At 58.1% G+C, this 19,511-nt stretch carries 24 protein-coding genes; 13 read left to right on the top strand and 11 right to left on the bottom strand.

What is annotated here, in order from left to right; all coding sequences use genetic code 11:
- The first annotated feature begins 135 nt into the window (after nucleotides 1–135).
- The 13 genes from pth (at nucleotide 136) to KUA23_RS03810 (ending at nucleotide 9,163) form a co-directional block, all read left to right on the top strand.
- On the top strand, nucleotides 136–720 hold the full coding sequence (gene pth / locus KUA23_RS03870) for an aminoacyl-tRNA hydrolase (RefSeq protein ID WP_252993473.1): 585 nt from the start codon (nucleotides 136–138) through the stop codon (nucleotides 718–720).
- A gap of 21 nt (nucleotides 721–741) precedes the next feature.
- Complete coding sequence (gene ychF, locus KUA23_RS03865; RefSeq protein WP_078046781.1) at nucleotides 742–1,842, top strand: redox-regulated ATPase YchF; 1,101 nt, start codon at nucleotides 742–744, stop codon at nucleotides 1,840–1,842.
- Nucleotides 1,843–2,113: 271 nt separating this feature from the next.
- The gene (locus KUA23_RS03860) at nucleotides 2,114–3,040 is read left to right on the top strand and encodes a sigma 54-interacting transcriptional regulator (RefSeq protein WP_099493990.1); all 927 of its coding nucleotides are present in this window, start codon (nucleotides 2,114–2,116) and stop codon (nucleotides 3,038–3,040) included.
- 171 nt (nucleotides 3,041–3,211) lie between these two features.
- Nucleotides 3,212–3,400 (top strand): hypothetical protein, encoded by a 189-nt coding sequence (locus KUA23_RS03855; RefSeq protein ID WP_078046779.1) that lies wholly within the window; start codon nucleotides 3,212–3,214, stop codon nucleotides 3,398–3,400.
- Between the two features lie 64 nt (nucleotides 3,401–3,464).
- The gene (locus KUA23_RS03850; RefSeq protein WP_223204493.1) at nucleotides 3,465–3,824 is read left to right on the top strand and encodes a hypothetical protein; all 360 of its coding nucleotides are present in this window, start codon (nucleotides 3,465–3,467) and stop codon (nucleotides 3,822–3,824) included.
- A gap of 6 nt (nucleotides 3,825–3,830) precedes the next feature.
- Nucleotides 3,831–4,616: a type III secretion system inner membrane ring lipoprotein SctJ gene (sctJ, locus tag KUA23_RS03845; protein WP_099493988.1), complete on the top strand. Its 786-nt coding sequence runs from the start codon at nucleotides 3,831–3,833 to the stop codon at nucleotides 4,614–4,616.
- Nucleotides 4,609–5,154, top strand: coding sequence for a MerR family transcriptional regulator (locus tag KUA23_RS03840; protein WP_252993472.1), 546 nt, complete (start codon nucleotides 4,609–4,611; stop codon nucleotides 5,152–5,154). Before sctJ ends, KUA23_RS03840 begins: the two co-directional genes overlap by 8 nt.
- A 14-nt stretch (nucleotides 5,155–5,168) precedes the next feature.
- Nucleotides 5,169–5,765 (top strand): type III secretion system stator protein SctL, encoded by a 597-nt coding sequence (gene sctL, locus KUA23_RS03835; RefSeq protein ID WP_214496667.1) that lies wholly within the window; start codon nucleotides 5,169–5,171, stop codon nucleotides 5,763–5,765.
- A gap of 163 nt (nucleotides 5,766–5,928) precedes the next feature.
- Nucleotides 5,929–6,069: a hypothetical protein gene (locus tag KUA23_RS03830; protein WP_157806799.1), complete on the top strand. Its 141-nt coding sequence runs from the start codon at nucleotides 5,929–5,931 to the stop codon at nucleotides 6,067–6,069.
- 1 nt (nucleotide 6,070) lies between these two features.
- Entirely contained in the window at nucleotides 6,071–6,463 is a 393-nt protein-coding gene (locus KUA23_RS03825; protein WP_252993471.1) for a type III secretion protein, read from the top strand.
- A 14-nt stretch (nucleotides 6,464–6,477) separates the two neighbouring features.
- Nucleotides 6,478–8,613 carry a type III secretion system outer membrane ring subunit SctC gene (gene sctC / locus KUA23_RS03820; protein WP_346356373.1) on the top strand — a complete coding sequence of 712 codons (2,136 nt, stop codon included), beginning with the start codon at nucleotides 6,478–6,480 and terminating at the stop codon, nucleotides 8,611–8,613.
- A complete protein-coding gene (gene hrpT / locus KUA23_RS03815; RefSeq protein WP_078046772.1) occupies nucleotides 8,610–8,813 on the top strand; it encodes an HrpT family type III secretion system protein in 204 nt (67 codons plus the stop codon). Before sctC ends, hrpT begins: the two co-directional genes overlap by 4 nt.
- 11 nt (nucleotides 8,814–8,824) lie before the next feature.
- Nucleotides 8,825–9,163 (top strand): transcriptional regulator, encoded by a 339-nt coding sequence (locus KUA23_RS03810; protein ID WP_078046771.1) that lies wholly within the window; start codon nucleotides 8,825–8,827, stop codon nucleotides 9,161–9,163.
- Here the strand turns inward: KUA23_RS03810 and sctU are convergent, their stop codons facing one another.
- The 11 genes from sctU to KUA23_RS03755 are packed head-to-tail and all read right to left on the bottom strand — an operon-like array spanning nucleotide 9,164 to nucleotide 19,283.
- A complete protein-coding gene (sctU, locus tag KUA23_RS03805) occupies nucleotides 9,164–10,261 on the bottom strand; it encodes a type III secretion system export apparatus subunit SctU (RefSeq protein ID WP_099493983.1) in 1,098 nt (365 codons plus the stop codon).
- Nucleotides 10,258–11,046, bottom strand: a complete 789-nt coding sequence (gene sctT / locus KUA23_RS03800) for a type III secretion system export apparatus subunit SctT (protein WP_078046769.1) — start codon at nucleotides 11,044–11,046, stop codon at nucleotides 10,258–10,260. The genes sctU and sctT overlap by 4 nt, the downstream gene beginning before the upstream one ends.
- Nucleotides 11,047–11,056: 10 nt before the next feature.
- Nucleotides 11,057–11,320, bottom strand: a complete 264-nt coding sequence (gene sctS / locus KUA23_RS03795) for a type III secretion system export apparatus subunit SctS (RefSeq protein WP_065888055.1) — start codon at nucleotides 11,318–11,320, stop codon at nucleotides 11,057–11,059.
- Between the two features lie 7 nt (nucleotides 11,321–11,327).
- Nucleotides 11,328–11,981, bottom strand: coding sequence for a type III secretion system export apparatus subunit SctR (sctR, locus tag KUA23_RS03790; protein WP_078046768.1), 654 nt, complete (start codon nucleotides 11,979–11,981; stop codon nucleotides 11,328–11,330).
- Entirely contained in the window at nucleotides 11,978–12,991 is a 1,014-nt protein-coding gene (locus tag KUA23_RS03785) for a FliM/FliN family flagellar motor switch protein (protein ID WP_252993470.1), read from the bottom strand. The genes sctR and KUA23_RS03785 overlap by 4 nt, the downstream gene beginning before the upstream one ends.
- Nucleotides 12,985–13,446: a type III secretion system HrpP C-terminal domain-containing protein gene (locus tag KUA23_RS03780; RefSeq protein ID WP_214496670.1), complete on the bottom strand. Its 462-nt coding sequence runs from the start codon at nucleotides 13,444–13,446 to the stop codon at nucleotides 12,985–12,987. Before KUA23_RS03780 ends, KUA23_RS03785 begins: the two co-directional genes overlap by 7 nt.
- Nucleotides 13,443–13,871, bottom strand: a complete 429-nt coding sequence (sctO, locus tag KUA23_RS03775; protein WP_252993469.1) for a type III secretion system stalk subunit SctO — start codon at nucleotides 13,869–13,871, stop codon at nucleotides 13,443–13,445. The genes KUA23_RS03780 and sctO overlap by 4 nt, the downstream gene beginning before the upstream one ends.
- Nucleotides 13,858–15,204 (bottom strand): FliI/YscN family ATPase, encoded by a 1,347-nt coding sequence (locus KUA23_RS03770; protein ID WP_252994256.1) that lies wholly within the window; start codon nucleotides 15,202–15,204, stop codon nucleotides 13,858–13,860. Before KUA23_RS03770 ends, sctO begins: the two co-directional genes overlap by 14 nt.
- Before the next feature lie 8 nt (nucleotides 15,205–15,212).
- Entirely contained in the window at nucleotides 15,213–16,112 is a 900-nt protein-coding gene (locus tag KUA23_RS03765; protein WP_078050865.1) for an FHA domain-containing protein, read from the bottom strand.
- 10 nt (nucleotides 16,113–16,122) lie between these two features.
- The gene (sctV, locus tag KUA23_RS03760) at nucleotides 16,123–18,216 is read right to left on the bottom strand and encodes a type III secretion system export apparatus subunit SctV (protein WP_078046763.1); all 2,094 of its coding nucleotides are present in this window, start codon (nucleotides 18,214–18,216) and stop codon (nucleotides 16,123–16,125) included.
- Nucleotides 18,213–19,283 carry an HrpJ domain-containing protein gene (locus tag KUA23_RS03755; RefSeq protein ID WP_252993468.1) on the bottom strand — a complete coding sequence of 357 codons (1,071 nt, stop codon included), beginning with the start codon at nucleotides 19,281–19,283 and terminating at the stop codon, nucleotides 18,213–18,215. Before KUA23_RS03755 ends, sctV begins: the two co-directional genes overlap by 4 nt.
- Between the last annotated feature and the right edge of the window lie 228 nt (nucleotides 19,284–19,511).

The raw sequence follows: 19,511 nt of genomic DNA, 5'->3' as shown, positions 1-19,511 counted from the left end.
TCGCGGACCGAAACGTAGCGAGAAAGCGGGCGATGACGCGACGTTTACTCTTGAGTAAATGATGTAGTGTTGTCCACTTTCGCCGCACTCAGGTCTGGCGATGTTATCCACAACTCCAAAGGAAGGGCCCCTGTCGTGACTGCCATTAAACTGATCGTTGGCCTGGGAAATCCAGGCGCCGAATACGAACAGACCCGGCATAACGCGGGGGCCCTTTTTGTTGAGCGCATCGCCCACGCCCAAGGTGTGAACCTGGTGGCCGATCGCAAATATTTTGGCCTGACCGGACGCTTCCCGCATCAGGGTCAGGATGTTCGTCTGCTGATTCCCACCACCTACATGAACCGCAGCGGCCAGGCTGTCGCGGCGCTTGCGGGTTTCTTCCGGATCAAACCCGAGGAAATCCTGGTGGCCCATGACGAGTTGGACCTGCCACCCGGTGTTGCCAAGCTCAAGCTGGGCGGCGGGCATGGCGGGCACAATGGCCTGCGCGACATCATCGCGCAGCTGGGTAATCAGAATAATTTCTACCGTCTGCGGCTTGGCATTGGCCACCCAGGCGTTGCCAGTATGGTTTCAAATTTCGTCCTGGGTCGTGCGCCACGCGCCGAACAGGAAAAACTCGATGCCAGCATCGACTTTGCCCTCGGCGTGCTGCCGGATATCTTCGCCGGTGAATGGAACCGCGCGATGAAAAACCTGCACAGCCAGAAGGCCTGACTCTTACCGAGGGGAAACACCATGGGATTCAATTGCGGCATCGTCGGCCTGCCCAACGTCGGCAAATCCACCCTGTTCAACGCCCTGACCAAGTCCGGTATCGCAGCGGAGAACTTCCCCTTCTGCACCATCGAGCCCAATAGCGGCATCGTGCCTATGCCCGATCCGCGCCTGGAAGCCCTGGCGGCCATCGTCAACCCCAAGCGCATCCTGCCGACCACCATGGAGTTCGTCGACATCGCTGGCCTGGTCGCCGGCGCCTCGAAAGGTGAAGGCCTGGGCAACAAGTTCCTGGCCAACATCCGCGAGACCGATGCCATCGCCCACGTGGTCCGCTGCTTTGAAGACGAAAACGTGATCCACGTCTCCAACAGCGTCGACCCGAAACGCGACATCGAGATCATCGACCTGGAACTGATCTTCGCCGACCTCGACAGCTGCGAGAAGCAACTGCAGAAAGTCGCGCGTAATGCCAAGGGTGGTGACAAGGACGCTGTGGTCCAGAAAGGCCTGCTGGAGCAGTTGATCGCTCACTTCACCGAAGGCAAGCCTGCACGCAGCCTGATGAAGAACATGGGCGCTGACGAGAAGGCCGTGATCAAAGGCTTCCACCTGCTGACCACCAAGCCTGTGATGTACATCGCCAACGTCGCTGAAGACGGTTTCGAGAACAACCCGCTGCTGGACGTGGTCAAGGCCATCGCCGACGAAGAAGGCGCCATCGTGGTTCCGGTGTGCAACAAGATCGAAGCCGAAATCGCCGAGCTTGATGACGGCGAAGAAAAGGATATGTTCCTCGAGGCCCTGGGCCTGACCGAACCTGGCCTGAACCGCGTGATTCGTGCCGGCTACGAAATGCTCAACCTGCAGACCTACTTCACCGCTGGCGTCGAAGAAGTCCGCGCGTGGACCGTCAAGGTCGGCGCCACCGCGCCACAGGCTGCCGGTGTGATCCACACCGACTTCGAAAAGGGTTTTATCCGCGCCGAAGTGATCGCATACAACGATTTCATCCAGTACAAGGGTGAAGCAGGTACCAAGGAAGCCGGTAAGTGGCGTTTGGAAGGTAAGGAATACATCGTGAAAGATGGCGATGTGATGCATTTCCGCTTCAACGTTTAAACGCTAGCGCAACACCCATAAAGCCGACGCTCTGCGTCGGCTTTTTTGTGTGTATGATTTTATGGATCATGTTAAATACAAACTTTATCCTACATACAAGAAACAACTTACTCACCACCACTCCAGCCAACTAAAAAAACCAAAATAAACAAATTTTCCTACACTACAATACCCGGCTTTTTACCCGTGCACACGATGACAGCGTCGAAAAATTGCGCTCTACTTAGCAATTACGGCAGCGCTTTGAAATGTCAGTGGAGTAACAACAACTATGTCGGCCTCCTATCATCATGGATATGAAACAGATACGCCGCACTTTGAGGATCCTGATATTGAAAACACACTCAACGCTACGGCTACACGCAATATTGATATCCTGTTACTTGGGGAAACCGGTACAGGTAAAGACACGCTAGCCCTGCGAATTCATAATTTATCCGGACGACGTGGAAACTTTGTCGCGGTGAACTGCGCGGCTATTCCGGAGAGCCTTGCTGAAAGTCAATTGTTCGGCGTCAATACCGGAGCCTATACCGGTGCTGTGCAATCGCGGTCGGGTTTTATCGAGGCCTCGCACTTGGGCACACTTTACCTGGATGAAATCGACAGCATGCCGCTCGCGTTACAAGCCAAGTTGCTACGCGTGCTGGAATCCCGAGGCGTTGAGCGATTAGGCTCGACACGGTTCATTCCCGTGGATATGCGCGTCATCGCCTCCGCCCAGCAATCACTTTATGAAATGGTTGAACAAGGCGCTTTCAGGCGCGACCTTTACTTTCGCCTGAGCGTTGTCAGCATACATCTCCCCGCACTGCGCAACCGCCGCGAGCGGATCATACCTTTATTTCTCAAGATGGTTAGACAGGAGGCGGAATACTTCCATTGCGCAGCAGAGCGCCCTTCAGAAGCGCTGATCCAGCAGCTTTTATGCCACCCTTGGCGGGGCAACGCGCGCGAATTGCGATCCACGGTAAAGCGATTTGTGCTGGGGCTTCCCCCTTTCTCGTCCGTCTCTAAGACAGACTCATCCGATAACGAAAAAAACTTGAAACAGCGTCTGCAGCAAATCGAAAAAGTATTAATTGAGGAGTCATTGCGCCGTCACGCTCAGTGCGTGGATGGGAGTGCTGAGGAACTGGGCATGGCCAAGCGCACGCTTTACTACCGCATGAAACTACTGGAAATATCAGCCGACTGATTCCCAGCACACAAAAAAGAAACGCCTTGAAACACTCATCACCATCACCACCGGAACCTCTTTACGCACCCCCGCCACTCAAGCTATGAGTCTGATATCTGGTGCACTCAATACGCATCTAATATCAATAGACCAAACACCCAGATCTTTTTTCAATAACGGAGTGATCCTATGTCCAGTATTGGTTACACACCACCCTACAACCCAATTTATTCCAATTACGACGGTGGCGGCATCGGCGGTGACGAGAACGCAGACCTCAAGGCTTTAAGGAAAAAAGAGGCACGCGAGTCACTGATAGAAGGCATTGAAGCGTACAAGATTACTGAGCAGAAAAAGAACATCGACGCCATACGTTGATCGAACAACCGCCCTCGTATACGGACGAGGGCGGCCTTTTAGTTTTTCTCGCCCGAGGTACAGTATGGAAATAGAAAGCTCACTTCAGCTGGGTCATTCACTTCGCCCTACCATGAACCTGACTCAGGGCAGTACGCCACATCAAAACGAAGACGTGAATTTCTTTTCTTCACAGCTGGGACCTTCAACAAGGCACAACATCCCAACATCAACCACAGGTGTATTGGCTGACGCACTGCGGCCGTTGGAAAAATCGACAAGATCAATGAAAAATAGCCTGAAAGCCTTCAACTCTCAATTCAACGAAAAGGCTCGGCTTAACTACGCCTCTCACCTTTCAGACACAATGATAACGACACAAGTGCTGGTAAAGAGCGTAGGCAAAGGCGCGCAGCTCATCGATAAAATCGGCAATTTGCAGTAGGTAAACATGATTCACTCTCTGGCCACAGGGCTGGCTTTATCATTGGTAGTACTGCTCGCAGGGTGTTCCGATAGCGTTGAACTGCGTCGACAACTTTCCGAACAGGAAGCCAACGAGGTCATCGCAGAACTGGCGGACAAACATATACGCGCTCGAAAAGTCCCAGCCAAAGACGGAGATGTTGTTATCGTCAATGCCAGCGACATCAGCCGTGCCGTTCGCACACTGGAGGCCGCAGGACTACCCCGGATGGCTCGCGCCACAATGGGAGACACTTTCCGCAAGGAAGGGGTTATTTCCACTCCGATGGAGGAGCGCGCTCGCTACATTTATGCCCTGTCCCAAGAGCTGGAAGCCACCCTATCTAAAATCGATGGCGTCATCGTCGCCCGGGTACACGTCGTATTGCCCGAGCGTGTTGCACCGGGAGAACCTGTTCAACCGGCGTCTGCTTCGGTGTTTATCAAGCACGACCCGAGACTTGAACCCGACAATATCCGGGGGCGTGTACGCCGGATGGTTGCCAGCAGCATCCCAGGCATGACGACAGAAGTCGATAACTCACGAAAGCTGAGCGTAATTTTCGTACCTGCAGCGGCTTATCAAGAGCAGCAACGGCTGAGCTACTTCGGGCCGTTTCTGCTTCCCGAAAATGACCTGACGTTTTGGCGTGTGACTACGTCACTGACATTCATCGGCAGCGTGCTTGGGATACTGGCTGCAGTGATTTGGCATAGACACCGGCAAAGCCTGTTGGCGAAAGCAAGCAAGGCCACAGAACCTGATGAATGAGGCACTGGCGTGGGCGCAATGGTGGTTCTCCCCATGGAGCCAGGCCCATGAAGAATGGGACGAACTTAGCCAATGCTTAGGGCTCGATGATCTCTGGCGTGCTCAGCACTCGCGGGCCAGTGTGGCCCTGAACATCGCCCCCTGCCTCCCATTACCGCCTCAAGGCGCGGTTCTGCAACTGGCACTCGCATCAGCAGAGCAACTGCAGCAGATGCTGGCGCTGTTGGGTCATATTTGCCATCGGCCCGTCGATGGAGCCGTCAGCGACGCCCAGCATTTATGGTGCTTGCGCCTCTCCAAAGCAATAACCCTGGAAGCCCTGCTACCTGGCGACGCAGACCCTCTGCATCTGTTGCAGGCCTGGGTGGAGCCCGCCGTTTGGCAGCGCCTTCGACTGCGCTTCCCCCCACAGCGTGTGCGACGGCTGGAATACCAACAGCTTGCACTCGAAGACACACGTGGACGACTGGATACGCTCTGGAAAGCACTGGTCTGGCGAGTCATATCACCCAATGACGAAGATTTTCCGAGCTCATAAAACAAGGCACGAACATGCTATGCCGACGCAAGATTGAGTTATATGAAAAGGCCTCTGATCTGGCCCATGTCCTGATAAAGCGAGAAATACTCAGCCAGAGTACCCAAGCCTACGAACTGGTAGAGCGTGCGAAGCTACAGGCTGATCACCTGGTGAGTGAGGCCGTACAGCAACGTGACACCTTCCATGAACAGGCAAACCTGGAGTTCTGGCGAAGGGCAGATCGCGTGCTGGGACAGTGGGAACATCAGCGGCTCATCATGTGCGAGCAACTGGAGCGTTATGCAACTGCAATCACCAACGAAGCCTTTTGCCATCTGTTAGAGGAGGTGCCGCCTGCAAAACGCCTTACCGCCTTGATCAAACAATTGACAGCCAACCAACTCCCATCGGTCCAAGCCTGCCTGCTGTGCCATCCCCCTGAGCGAGAGGATCTTGAATGCAGCCTCGCTGCGTTGGACATAACGCTCTGGACCGTACGGCCTGATGAAAGAGTCAAGCCCCAGGCATTGGTATTGGAAACAACGGAGGGCGACTTCCACATCGACTGGCACACCCTGCGCGACATGCTGTTGATACAGGAGACCCCACCGTCGACTCCGAAGCCTTGAGCAGACGATAGTTCAATGCGCTAGTGGCAGATGGAACTGGTGGCATCTCGAGTGCCACATAGCAGGAACACACCATGAGATTATATTTATGGAAACCTCCGCGAGCCTGAGAAGCAGACTGTCAAAACATGCCGATCTTGAATCTAATCGGTTGGATAAACTCTTGAATAGTCCAGACACGCTGGACACAGACGTCGCTTTTTTTGAACAGGCCAAGGCACAGCGCCTGTCCATGTTTGCCTACAACGAGCACGTACGCGCCGAACACATGCTACTCAAAACTGCGCTCGACGGCGTCCAGTAAAGTGGATGAACTGATCACTCGCTGGTTGGGTAGTCATGAAGAGCAACTGTCGCTGTTCGAAGGCGACGACGAAATCATCCTGCGGCGTCAATTCGGATCGTTTCAGCTAAGCGTGCAACTGACGCCGCACTGCCCCGCCCAGTTCTCCTTGGAAACGTGGATGAGACTAGGGGAAGCCAGCCTCAATCATTTTCAGGGTGCGCTCGCCCAGGCTTCGGTCACCGGTGCGCTGTGGCTGGCTCAGTGCATACCGGACACACACCAGACGCGCCTTCTGCTCAATACCATCGAACAACTGCTCAACCAACGCGACACCTGGCGCGCGGTTGTCGCGCGCCAGGTTAAGCAGCACCTCAAACGCCCTCCCTCACCGCTACGCTCGCTGGCACTTTAGAAAGAGAATCCTAAATGGATAACAAGACTGACAAGCACTTAAGCTTGCTCCTGCACCTGCGCGAGAAACGCTCAAGAACACCGTACTGGCGCGGCCTGTTGATACTGCCCTGGTTGCTTGCCCCTACTGGAAACGCCTTCGCTGCCATCCCCCCGGAATGGAAAAACACCGCCTATGCCTATGCGGCCGAGCACAAGCCTCTTCGGGACGTACTCGAAGATTTCGCCCAGACCTTCGGCACCAAACTACAGATCGAGGGCCTGCTGGAAGGCAACGTCAACGGCAAAATCCGCGCGAATACGCCACAGTCGATGCTGGACCGGCTGGGGGTTGAGCATCGCTTCCAGTGGTATCTGTACAACAACACTCTGTTCATCAGCACGCTGGACCAGCAGCAGTCTGAGCGCCTGGAAGTCTCCTCCGAGACGATTTCCGACCTTAAGCAGGCACTGACCGACATCGGGCTACTCGATAGCCGTTTCGGTTGGGGCGAGTTGCCGGAAGACGGTGTCGTGCTCGTCTCCGGCCCCAAAACCTATATCGAACAGGCCAAGCAGTTCAGCAGTAAACGTCGCTCAACCGATGAGAAACAGAGCGTGCTGAGTTACCCGCTGAAATTCGCCAATGCCGCGGACCGCACGCTGGACTATCGCGGCGAAAAACTCATCATTCCCGGAGTTGCCAGCATTCTGCGTAGCCTGCTGGAGCCGCGCTCTACTTCTACGCTGGCGGGGCTGAGCCAACCACCCGCCCCCCAACCCGCTCTCCTGACACCCAACCTGCCCCGGTTGACCAACCCGCTGTTGGGCCAGATGCTCGGCGCAAATGGCAATACCGGGCAGTTGGATGCCAGCCCGACAATGACCGCGCGCGCACCGACATCTACAAGTCGAATCCGCGTCGAAGCCGATGTGCGCAATAACGCCGTGCTGATCTATGACTTGCCTGAACGCCAGGCCATGTACCGCGAGCTGATCAACCAGCTCGACGTCGCGCGCAAGCTGATCGAAATCGATGCGATCATTCTCGACATCGAGCGTACGCAGTTGCGTGAATTCGGGGTGAACTGGGGGTTCCAGAACAGCCGCTTCCGGGGCGGTGTCAACATGGCACCCGGCACCTCGTCGCAGCTGTCGATTGAAAACCGCGATCGTTTCTATGCCGATATTCGCGCACTGGAAGAAAAGGGACTGGCAACCATAGTCTCGAACCCTTCGGTGCTTACCCTGGAAAACCAACCAGCAGTAATCGACTTCAACCGCACCCAGTACCTCACTCCCGGCAGTGAATATGCATCCATTTTGCCCGTCACCGTGGGCACCAGTTTCCAGGTGGTCCCCAGGGTTACCACCAGTCGAGGCGGCCACCAGATCCATTTGGCAGTGGACATCGAAGATGGCAACTTCGACGAGAGCAACGCTGACCCCAATCACCTTGATGTACGCCGGGGCAAGGTCAGCACCCAAGCGGTAATGGCAGAAAAGCGTTCGCTGGTGGTTGGCGGGTTCCATGTCACTGAAAGTACCGACAAGCAGAGAAAGATTCCTCTGCTGGGCGATATCCCACTGTTGGGCAAGGCACTGTTTTCCTCGACCGAACGCCAGAACAATCGCCGTGAACGCCTGTTCATCCTCACCCCGCGCGTCATCGGCGACCAGGACGATCCGTCGCGCTACTTACCGCAAGCCGATCAGGCCGAGTTGCAGGCGGCCTTAGCCCCGCTGGCACGACGGTACTCTCCCCATCAGCCCGTCATAAAGCGCAGTGACATTACCACCACCCTGGCGCATCTGGTCAGTGGGGAAGTCCCCAAGGCTTTCAAGGCAGCACCAATGCCTTTGGGGCTGAACACCTTATGCAGCACCCGCAACCTGCTGTCACTGAACACCGAGCGCAGCCAGTGGTACGCAGGCCCGGAATACAACGTGGCGGTCGTGGTATTGCGCAACCAATTCAACCGCAACGTACGTATCGACGAGAAAGAGTGCAGCAACTCGCAGACCCTGGCAGTCACCGTGTGGCCGCGCGCCTGGCTCAAGCCAGGTGAAGAAGCCGAGGTATTTATCGCCATGCGTCCGGTGGTGAAGGATGAACACCTCAGTGTGCCCCGTCCGTCCTTGATCACTCCTGCTCAGAAGGCCCTGCCATGAAACTCAGACCTTTATGCGTCATCTCGATCGGCATAGCATTGCTCGTCAGCGGTTGTACGCCCACCTGCAAGGGTGATTCTTGCTCACGCCCGCAATCGACCACGGACAAGATGGTGATCTGGTGGCCGCCACAGATGCGCGTCGAGCCTGGCCCCGCCGGCGAGCGCCCGGACTACCAGACGGTGTCACTGCAGCGATGAGGCGCCCGGAAATGCCCGACGATCAACGCCAGGCGTTTCTGGATAATCTGGTGAGTGGCACTGCCACTCGCCTGTCCCTCGCACCCGGTATCCAGGTGTGCGCGCTGCGCGCCGGAAACCGCCCGGGTATTGCCCTGCAAGTCGCTCGCGAAGCGTTACAGACCGGGCAACAACAACGAATTCTAGAACGACGCTTTGAGCAAGCGCTGGCATTCGATGGGTGTTTTATTTACCTCGATGCCCAGGACGCACTGGTGATCTGGCACGCGCTGCCAGCAACCCACAGCACGCTGGACAGAATCCTCAGCCGGATGCTTTCACTGGCGAACCTGCAAGCCTTGGACCGCTGATCAACGCTGCTCAAGCTCGGGCAGTTCCAGGGTTTCACGCTTGGCTTCATCATCGAGTTCGCGCAAGGTGCGATAAATCACTGCTACCGCCTGCAGGGTCTCGCGGGGGATGCTTGCGCCCAGTTTTTTCGTGTAGAGCGTGCGGGCCAGCCAAACACATTGGATCACTGGCACGTCAGCTGCCTTGGCGCGCTGGATCAGTTTGCGGGCCTCGTCATCCGTGCCCTTGCTGACCAGCAAGGGCAGCGGTGTTTTACCGGGTCGGTAATACAAGGCAACGGCAAAGTGCGTCGGGTTGACCACCAGCATGTCGGACTCTTCCAGCTTTGGAAGCTTGACCTTGGGTTCTTCATTAGCCAATTGATACGCCAGCGAACGCCGCTGACCCTTGACGTGCGGGTCGCCCTCCATGTCCTTGTACTCTTTGACCACCTCCACCTGGGTCATGCGCATGCGTTTGGCGAAAAAGTGCTTCACCATCATCAGGTCGATAAGCGCCAATACCAGGAGCATGCCGAGGCAGGCGTGCAGCAAGTGCCGAAACAGCGCAATCAACGCCAGGATATAGCTCTGCAAATCACTGGTGGCCAGGTTGATCAGAGTGCCCAATGACGGCCAGATCACTACATACAGAATCAAGGCGATAAGACACGCTTTCACGATGCTCATCAGCAGGTTCATCAACTGTTGAGCGGAGAACATTTGCTTGACCTGACTGATCGGGTTGAGGCGGTTGAAATCCAGCTTCAGGGTCTCTGGTGCAAACAGCATCCCGAACTGCATCCAACTGCTGATCAGCTTGGCAGCAATCGCCAGCCCGGCCATCAGCAAGGCGAACGAGAAAAACACCACCATCCCTTCAAGCAGCACCTCCTCCAACGCTCGCGCAAAGGGCTGAGTCAGGCGCGACATCGGCAGCAGCATCAATTGCTGGAAGCGTTGCAGGCTGGTCTCGGCAGTGAACAAGGCAATCTCGCTGATAGCCGTCAGCGCCACCAGCTTTGCCACATCCTGGCTTTGGGCGACCTGGCCTTTCTTGCGTTGGTCACGCAGTTTCTTGGCTGACGCCGGGTGCTTCTTTTCGCCGGAATCGCTCATGGGATAGCGACCTTGATCAACAGCCTCAGTGAATGTTTAAGATCGCCCAACAGCCCCATGCGGCCGACGATCAAGTCCTGCAACAGCGCAAAGTAGAGCAGGAGAATACCAATCCCCGCCAGGCTCTTGACCGGTGGCGCCAGCGTACTCACTTGTAACTGTTGGCTGTAGACCCCCAGCAGCGCAATGCCGAACTCCAGCAACAGCAACGCTGCAATAAACGGCGCGGCGTAGAGCAACATGTGTGTAAAGGTATCGCCCAACAGATCGATGAACACGCTCATCCCATTCGCCGCCGGCAGCGGGAACCACACAGTGGGTGGCCAGATCAAGTAACTGTCCCAGATCACTTGGGTCAAGGACCCCAACCCCAGGCTCACCATCAGCAGGAAAATCGCCAACTGCTTGAACAAATGCCCGATCGGCGTCGCGTCCGGCCCCAGCGACGGGTTGAGTTGGCCACCGGCCAAGGCGCCACGCTGGTTATCCAGCAGAGCGCCCACCGACTCAAACATCCAGAACGGCATCGATAGCAGCACGCCCAGCAGAACGCCCAGGGCCACCTCCTTGAGCACTAACGCACCCAATAGAATCGCGGAGTAATCCTGGCCTGCCAACGCCGCATGGATACCCGGTGCAGGCATCAAGGCCAACACCATCACGATGGTATGGCGCGGCATGCCCTTTATATGCTGAAAACAGAACGCCGCCACCAGAATGCCACAGGGGTAGATCCGCGCCATGCCGATCAAAAGGCTGGGCAAATACTCGAGATAGAGCAGCACGGGCAGTGCCTCAGTTCAGGGCCGATCGGCCGATCATGTCAAAGGTCAGGTTGATCAGTTGGATCAACTCAACGCCAATCCAACGGCCGGTCATGATCAGCGTGATCCCCACCGCCACCAGCTTGATGCCGAAGGGTAGCGTCTGGTCCTGTACCTGCATCAACGCCTGCACCAGGGACGTCATGACCCCGACCACCACCGCGACGATCAACGGCGGTGCCGATAGCACGACCACCAGCAACATGCCTTGCTTGAACAGCACGATGGGTTCCATAAGCCACTCAGAGATAGGAGAGGAACAGACTGTCGAGCAATCGCGACCAACCGGACACCATCACGAACAACAGTAATTTGAGCGGTAGGGAAATGGTCATCGGCGAGACCATTTGCATGCCCAGCGCCAACAGAAGATTGGACACAATCAAGTCGATGACGATGAAGGGGATATAGATCAGAAAGCCGATCTCGAATCCCGCCTGCAGCTGCGACAGCACGAACGCCGGGATCAACAGGATCAAGTCTTCGCGCTGCACCTCTTGGGCCATCTGCGCGGGCCACAGGCGTGCGGTGTTTTCCAGCAGGTGTGTGAGCACATCCGCATCGACGTTGCGTAACATGAAGGCACGCAAAGGTTTGATGGCTTCATTTCCTGTCTGCAGGAACGTTTGTACGTTGCTCAGATCAAGCGGCGAAGCTTTGACACTTTCGGCGATTTCATACCCTACAGGCGCCATGACAAATAGCGTGGCCGCAAGCGCTATGCCATTGATGGCCATGCTCGGCGGCACCTGCTGCACACCGATGGCGTTACGGGTGATCATCAGTACAATCACGATCTTCAGGAATGCCGTGCAGACGATTAACAGCATGGGCATCAACGATAATGCCGCCAGAAACACGGCCAGGACTAAGGGGTCCAACCCCTGAAGTATCATCGGCCGAACATCACGCGAGACAGTTGCAACCCCAGGCGCCCATCGACTTCCACCAACTGTCCCAGGCCAATCGGTCGGTCACCGTAATAGAGGCCCGCCATGCCTGGCGCGTAACCGCCAATGCCCAACACCGCTCCCGGCGCGAGGTTTCGCAACTCGCCCAGGGTCAGGTTCAACGTGCCGCAGCGTATATTCAGCGCCATGCTCAACTCATCGAACGGCTCGTCGCCAAATATGTCCGTCACAGGCTCATCGCCCTCATCCCCGGAGTAGTGGGGAGCCAGGAATTCTTCGTCCACAGACGTGTCCTCGATTGAAGTAAGGGTCAGGCACAACGGCCCACTGTTATCGTCAATGCATCCATGCAGTCGTTGTTTGCCAACCTGTACATGACCGCTGCCCTGGGCTTGAAAAAAGCTCTGCTCAGGCACCAGCACATCTCCAGTCCGCAGGCTGCGTGCTTGCGCGATTGGTAACCGCAAGCGCCCGAGGGTGACTGCAATGGCCAGGCGGAACGAGGTGGGCATCGGCCCGGCTGTGGCACGCCATGGCCCGGCATCGCATAAGGCCAGGAAGCTCGCGGGAGCCAGCCACACATATCCCTCAACCCGGGATTGCCCCAGGCTCACACTGAGGCGGCAGCCGAATGCCTTGGGTGGTTCGGTCTCCAACAATCGCAGATAGCCCAGCAGGGTTTTCACCTGAGGACTCAGGTGATACTGGAACAATTCCCAGAACCAGGAGTCCGGATCGTTGCCCGTCGGGGCCAGCGTCACAGGACACTCACCCAGCAGGCTGAGCAGCGGCCCGGCCTCGGCAAGCGCCAGCACTCCACACACCGTTTCGAGGCACACCACCTCACCACGTGCAGGGGCGCGCCCGGGTTCGAGCCGCAGCTGACCACGCTGCCCGGCTACCTGAAACGGCATGCACAGGCCACGCCCCAGCCTGCGCCGGGCGGCAACTGTAATGCCATTGACCGAAGGTAATGTCAGCAACGGCACTAGCATGCGCAGCCGGCATTGGGCACAAACAGGCTGACCGGCTGTTCCAGCGTGAGTGCGAAGCGATCTTCACACTGTTGCCTCACGCTGCTGAGCCAACGCGCCGTCGTATCCTCTTGTGCCTCCAGGTCGATACTCCAGCTGTTTTGTTCACGGCGCACAGTGGCATTGATTCGCCCCAGGCGAGGCAAGTACAACACGGCCTGAAGCGGCCACTGCGAAGTGGCCAGCAGACGTGGCGCCAGTTGTTCGGCAAGCGCCTCGATCATCGCGGCACCGCCCAATAACTTTGATCCCGACAGGGAAGCCCCCCCGCCTGAGCCCTCACCGTCATCCGCCCACAACTGGTTGAACAACCGCGTCAACGCCTCAGGCACAACGCCTCCCGCTCCGAGCTCACGCTCCTCTCGTTGTTCACGCACCCGTGGGCGTTCAGCAGGTCTATCTGAAACCTGGGTCATACCGACTCCTGCACCAGTAAAAGGGATAACTCCTGAAGCTTTTCCACTTGTCGTAGGCACTCAGTGGCCTGTTTCTGGGCACTGCCGACGCAGGCCTGCTTCTCTGCTTGCTGGCCTCGCAAGACCTCCAACTCCCCGATACCCCGCCGGGTATTGGCAGACAAGCCGCGCTCCTGCGAGCCCCAGGCTTTCAGGTCCCGCAGGCTCAGTACCTGGCCCTGATGCTGGTTGAGCAACCGAGCACTCTGCTGGGCCTCTTCCAGTTGGGTCTGCTCAAGGGTGTCCTGGGCTTGCTGGATATGTGCAAGCAGGGCCTGCTGGGCTCGCTTCGCTTCACGCAAAGCGCGCTCGGCCCGGTCTGCCCGGTGACGGCGCAGGCGGCGCAGCGTTTCGACCTCACCTAGCAGCTCGTCAGAATGGGACATAAGCGGTCAGCTCCTTGAGTTGCTCCAGCGTCATTGCCATCGGGGAAGGCTCACGCAAGTCCTGACGCAGAAAACCATCGACGGCCTGGCGGCTGTCCACTGCCAAGTCGATCAAGGCATCGCTGCCTGGCTGGTATTCCCCCAGCTTGAGCATCAGCTCGATCTGCTGATACGCCGACAGCAACCGTCGCAACGCGGTACCCGCCTGGATATCCGCAGGCTCGGCGACATTGCTCAGGATCCGCGACAAGCTCGCCAGCACGTCCACCGCGGGATAGTGCCCACGCTCGGCCAACTTACGAGACAGCACGATATGGCCGTCGAGCAGCGAGCGAACCTCATCAGCCACCGGGTCGTTCATCGAGTCCTGCTCGATCAGCACCGTATAGATCGCCGTGATCACGCCGTCCTTGGTCAACCCGGCGCGCTCTACCAGCCGTGGCAACAGGCTGTAGACCGAAGGTGGCAGGCCGCCGCGACCGAGGGGTTCGCCGGCGGCCAGGCCGATTTCGCGCTGGGCCCTGGCGAAACGGGTCAGGGAGTCGATCAGCAGCAACACACGTTTGCCCTTGCGGCGAAATCCCTCAGCCAATGCGGTCGCCGTGAAGGCCGCTCGTGCTCGCTCCATGCTGGAGCGATCGGACGTGGCACACACCAACACCGCCTTGGAGCGCAGCTGTTCATCCAGCTCATGATCGAGAAACTCGCGCAGCTCGCGGCCCCGCTCGCCAATCAGGCCGAATACGATGACATCGCACTCCACGTTACGGGCGATCTCGGCCAACAAGGTGGTTTTGCCGCAACCCGCCCCGGCGAACAGGCCCACACGCTGGCCTTCGCCCAGCGTTAGCAGGCCGTCGATCGAGCGCACCCCGGTAGCGAGCGCGCGGTGGATGCGTGGCCGCTCGGTGGGCAACGGCGCCTCGCACAGCACCGCGCTGGTATCGGGCAAGTCGGCCTCGACAAACGCGCTGGGCCCCTCTCCCGCAATCGGTCGCCCGAAACCATCCAGCACCTGGCCCAGCAGTGCGTCGCTGACCTGTACCCGATGGGATACCCCCAGGCGCTCGACGCCGGCACCCACCTGCACGCCTTCCAGGTTGCCCAGCGCACTGAGTACGGCATCCTGTTGATCAAAACCGATGATCTCGGCGAGCATGTAGTCGCCCGGCTTTTTCTCCACTTGGCACAGATCCCCAATACGCGCCTGGGGCAGTCGGCACTGCAATAACATGCCGTTGACGCGCTGGATGCGCCCCCGCACGGTAACGGGTGCGAAAGTGGCCAACGACTGGGCCTGGCGCTGTTGCCAGGCATCGAGGCGCGCTTGCATTTGCGTATTCACCAGCGCACCTCATAACGCTGCACGCCATCGAACACCACTTTGCTGTTGTCGATCAGTACCAGGCGCAGGCCATCCACCTCATCGCCAATAAACAGCCGGCTACCCTCTTCCAGGACCACATGAGCATTGGGCCCGCCCACGATCTGCACAATCTTGAACGGCAAGGCTCCGTCGCGCGCACGCACACGGCTGATCACCGGTATGGCATTGTCGTATTGCTCGCCAAAACGGTTGAGCATGCGCGCGACCAGCTCTACATCATCCTGGGAAACGTCGCCATCAAGCACGACCTGGCCATTGATCACCTGCAAGTTGACGCGCTGGCTCAGCTCACGTTCGCTGAGCATTTTCAACAGCTGTTGGCGCACTTCAAACGGTGAGCCCAACGCCTGCTTCTGCACCACAGGCGGCGTCAAGGAAGCCTTGGCCTCAGGCTCACCGTTGAAGGCCATACCCACCACGATGAAGATGACCGTTACCGCCAACACGAGGCTGATCAGGCGCTTTTGCTGGGAATGGGAGATAGTCGATAATTTGAGCCCCCGCGCCGGCTCATTGACGACGGGCGACGCTACCGTTGCTGGGGCGGGTGATCGGGGCCAGGGTTCATCGGCCAGGCTGACACACAGCCGCACGGCCCCCACCGAAAAAACGGTATCGAGCGCCAGGCACGGAATCTGAGCCAGCACCCGACCATCAGCCCCGCGCAGCAGTCCGGCTTCGGCCTGCACCGACCAGTTCGCGTCGATGAGCCTCAGCCGTGCATGCTGCTCGGCGATGCCAGGGTCGCTCAGCACCAGGTCTGCATCGCCATGGGCACCGATGCTCCACTGCTCACCAAACAAAGGCAGCGCAGCCCCCTGGTGCCGTCCATCAAGCACGCGCAACTCGAACATCATCAAGTCCTCATGCCACCGCTCCGCGCATCAACTCGTCCTGCCCCAAGTCGAACCGCCCAAGCACTTTGACCTTGGAGGTACTGCTCAGCTCGGCAAAGGACAGCACCGGCACGTGATTGAATTCCTCCAGCAACAAGGTGCGCAGTGGACTGCGCAAGTCCTGCGCAACCAGCATCACGCTCTTGAGTTTGGGTCGTAGGGGAAAGGCTTGATTGAGCAGGCTGACCAACGCTGCACTGTGTTCATCGTCGAGTGCGAAAAACACCCCCGTCTGGGTCTGGCGCAGCGCCTCGCGCAGGATGCTTTCAGTCTGCGGCGACAGCAGCCAGGCATGCAGGCCTTCGGCTTCGCTGTACTGATGGTAAATCTGTGCCTTGAGCGCAATGCGCGCATAGTCGGCCAGTGCGTCCGGTTCCCGCTCATGCTGACCGTATTCGATCAGCGACTCGACAATCAGCCGCACTGCCCGCAATGGCACACCTTCGCTGGCCAGGCGTTGCAACACCGCCGAAAACCGCGATAGCGGCATGATCCGTTGCAGCTCCTGGACCAATTCCGGCTGGTTGTGCTCCAGCCAACTGAGGATCGACTTGCTCTCCTGGATCCCCAGGAACTGCGGCCCGCTGAGCATCATGGCCTGCTTCATACGCTCAACGATCAGGCTCGCCGCAGTGAAGCGTTCCAACTGGGGATCATCGAGCAACGGATCATCCGGCGCCAGCCAGACCCACCCCTGTTCATCGCGCTCTGCCAGCCCCGCGATGGCATGTGCAGGCTCAACCGTCAGCGCCTTTCGCTCAACTGCCACCAGGCTGACGACCGAGGCCCTGACCATTGGCACCTCATGCACACAAAAGCGCATTTCATCGTCGGCCAGCGAGTCATCGAGCTCTACCTCGAACGGCGGCAGTGTCAGCCCAATATTGGCAACCAGCGCATTTCGCGCCTGGCGAATCGCGTGGATAAGTTCCGTCACTTGCGGCGTGCCTCGCAACGCTGGAGAGAATTGCAGTAGGTAGGGCCTTGAAGGATCGAACCCTCGCAAGTCCTCACTGCCGTTCTCTTCGGGACGCACCGCTTCAGCCGCTTCGGCTTCAGGTTGTTCCTGCCGTTGACGCTGACGCATCAGGTAATACCCCAGGCTGCCAGTGACCAACGCGATCAGGATAAACACCAGGGTAGGCATGCCGGGCACCACCGCAAAGGCGAGCATTCCTACCGACGCAATCATCCAGCTCTTGGGCTCGCTGGTCATCTGCCGAGCAATTTCGGCGCCCATGTTAGTGACACCCCTGCGCGCATCCGGCGCTACACGGGTGATGATCATGCCGGCGGTGAGTGAGATCAACAGCGCGGGAATCTGCGCAATCAGGCCGTCGCCGATGGTCAGTACCGAGTACAGCGCCATTGAATCGGCGGCACTCAAGCCATGCTGGAACATGCCCGTGGAGAACCCACCCAACAGGTTGACCACAACGATGATCAAGCCGGCGACGGCATCCCCCTTGACGAACTTCATGGCGCCGTCCATAGCCCCGAACAATTGACTCTCGCGGGACAACTGCTCGCGCTTGTCCCGCGCTTGCGCGCCGTCAATCAAGCCTGCACGCAAGTCGCTGTCGATGGACATCTGCTTGCCAGGCATCGCATCCAGGCTGAAACGCGCCGCCACTTCGGCGACCCGCTCCGAGCCTTTGGTGATCACCAGAAAGTTGACCAGGGTCAGGATCAGGAAGATCACCATCCCCACGGCCAGGTTGCCGCCGACCACAAAATTGCCGAAGGCCTCGACGATGTCACCAGCGTCCTGCTCCAGCAGGATCAAGCGCGTCGTCGCAATCGACAGCGCCAGGCGAAACATGGTGGTCAACAGCAGGATCGACGGGAAAGATGAGAACGCCAGGGGCCCCGGCAGGTATAGCGCCAACACGATCAACAGGCACGAGATGCAGATGTTGAGTGCAATCAGGATGTCCACCAGCCAAGTCGGCAGCGGCACAATAAAGATGAACACAATGGCCATCACCACCACGGCGCCCAGCACTTCGGCGCGCTGCGCGACCTTTAGCAACACGCGGTTGATGACCAACAGCACTGTCACGCCTGGGCCTCCAGCACACCTGAAAACCGTGCAGGATTGCGGGTAGCCCGGTCTTGCTCCCCGATCACCACCCGTAAGCAACGCAGGGTATCTGCACGTACTCGACCATCAAGCCATAGCGCCAATGGCAAATCGTGGAGCACCGGACAAAGCGCATTGAGTGCCAACAATGGCAGGGCGCTTGAGTTGCCCTGCAATTCCATCCCAAGCCGAAGGATTCCATCAGCATCAAGCCCACTGCCCGTGAAACCCAAAATGCGCTGCAGTAGCGCTACCTTGTCATGGTCGACTTTCAGGTCTTCGATCAGCTTCTGACACCCGTTCAGCGTCCCGCTCAGTTGCCCACAGCTTTGCAGCCCCAGTAACAAGGTACGCAGTAGCGGTGTAGGCATTGACGACACCTTGGCCGCAATATCGTCCGCCAAAGCCTTTCGCATCAACATGAGCCCGTCGGCAAACCGTTCGCTGCCGTATAAGCCCAGCAGCGCCTGCATCATCGTCGGCAGCGACTGCCGCATGACCACACTGGCGTAGTAGAGCGTACGCAGTGCCTGACGCTCCTGTGGGTCGACACCAGACGCTTGCATCGCCACGGCAATGTTCAGGCCGGCCTGGATCTCCCTTTCGTAGAGCACTTTCAGCTTAGCAATGGCAACACGTGCCAGGGCCGCTTCGGCGGGACGCGACCCAATGTCCGCCTGGGCCGCCACATGCTTGAGCACCACGAACGCACGCGCGGGGTCTCCTTCGGAAAGCTTCAGCGATGCTTCAAACCCGCCCTCGCCCCCCCGCCTCAGCGCCTCCCTGACCATCAACGAAATCATTGCCAGGGTCTTCTTGGCCGGATGCCCCAACTGCCGATAAAGCTCCGCTATCTGTTCGACCGGGGAGACGCGTGCGCCCATCTTCCGCTGGCTCAGCGGCAGGCTATTGCTTGCCACTTCCTGGCTGAACAGGTGAGCAAGAGTATCTACGCCGCTGGTGGGCTGAGGCGTCGGGGCCTGGCTGACGGCAAGCTGATCCACGGGCCGGATCGACTTAACCTCGGGGGAGAGTTCAACTTTCATGGACAGCCCTGTACGGGAAGAGTGTTTCCCTGTGTGGCAAGACCTGCCCATCTGGTTCCATCGAAAAACACTTGCACGGCTAAATTGAAAAGACTTGCACGCCCCATGGCAGCTCTATGCAAACCCCTGCACAACATCTCATCATTTCAGGATATTTACCTATATAAATCAGTAAGTTGAAAAAATTTCTCCTTGGCACAACCAGTGCAAACGAGGTCCCCGTCGACA

The organism is Pseudomonas pergaminensis (assembly GCF_024112395.2).
Classification (GTDB): Bacteria; Pseudomonadota; Gammaproteobacteria; order Pseudomonadales; family Pseudomonadaceae; genus Aquipseudomonas; species Aquipseudomonas pergaminensis.
This window is presented reverse-complemented; position numbering and strand designations above follow the sequence as displayed.

Coding starts and splice junctions, on each gene's coding strand:
- ychF (WP_078046781.1), top strand. CDS start 742: ATGGGATTCAATTGCGGCATCGTCGGCCTGCCCAACGTCGGCAAATCC.
- KUA23_RS03860 (WP_099493990.1), top strand. CDS start 2,114: ATGTCGGCCTCCTATCATCATGGATATGAAACAGATACGCCGCACTTT.
- KUA23_RS03855 (WP_078046779.1), top strand. CDS start 3,212: ATGTCCAGTATTGGTTACACACCACCCTACAACCCAATTTATTCCAAT.
- KUA23_RS03850 (WP_223204493.1), top strand. CDS start 3,465: ATGGAAATAGAAAGCTCACTTCAGCTGGGTCATTCACTTCGCCCTACC.
- sctJ (WP_099493988.1), top strand. CDS start 3,831: ATGATTCACTCTCTGGCCACAGGGCTGGCTTTATCATTGGTAGTACTG.
- KUA23_RS03840 (WP_252993472.1), top strand. CDS start 4,609: ATGAATGAGGCACTGGCGTGGGCGCAATGGTGGTTCTCCCCATGGAGC.
- sctL (WP_214496667.1), top strand. CDS start 5,169: ATGCTATGCCGACGCAAGATTGAGTTATATGAAAAGGCCTCTGATCTG.
- sctC (WP_346356373.1), top strand. CDS start 6,478: ATGGATAACAAGACTGACAAGCACTTAAGCTTGCTCCTGCACCTGCGC.
- hrpT (WP_078046772.1), top strand. CDS start 8,610: ATGAAACTCAGACCTTTATGCGTCATCTCGATCGGCATAGCATTGCTC.
- KUA23_RS03810 (WP_078046771.1), top strand. CDS start 8,825: ATGCCCGACGATCAACGCCAGGCGTTTCTGGATAATCTGGTGAGTGGC.
- sctU (WP_099493983.1), bottom strand. CDS start 10,261: ATGAGCGATTCCGGCGAAAAGAAGCACCCGGCGTCAGCCAAGAAACTG.
- sctS (WP_065888055.1), bottom strand. CDS start 11,320: ATGGAACCCATCGTGCTGTTCAAGCAAGGCATGTTGCTGGTGGTCGTG.
- sctR (WP_078046768.1), bottom strand. CDS start 11,981: ATGATACTTCAGGGGTTGGACCCCTTAGTCCTGGCCGTGTTTCTGGCG.
- KUA23_RS03785 (WP_252993470.1), bottom strand. CDS start 12,991: ATGCTAGTGCCGTTGCTGACATTACCTTCGGTCAATGGCATTACAGTT.
- KUA23_RS03780 (WP_214496670.1), bottom strand. CDS start 13,446: ATGACCCAGGTTTCAGATAGACCTGCTGAACGCCCACGGGTGCGTGAA.
- sctO (WP_252993469.1), bottom strand. CDS start 13,871: ATGTCCCATTCTGACGAGCTGCTAGGTGAGGTCGAAACGCTGCGCCGC.
- KUA23_RS03770 (WP_252994256.1), bottom strand. CDS start 15,204: ATGCAAGCGCGCCTCGATGCCTGGCAACAGCGCCAGGCCCAGTCGTTG.
- KUA23_RS03765 (WP_078050865.1), bottom strand. CDS start 16,112: ATGTTCGAGTTGCGCGTGCTTGATGGACGGCACCAGGGGGCTGCGCTG.
- KUA23_RS03755 (WP_252993468.1), bottom strand. CDS start 19,283: ATGAAAGTTGAACTCTCCCCCGAGGTTAAGTCGATCCGGCCCGTGGAT.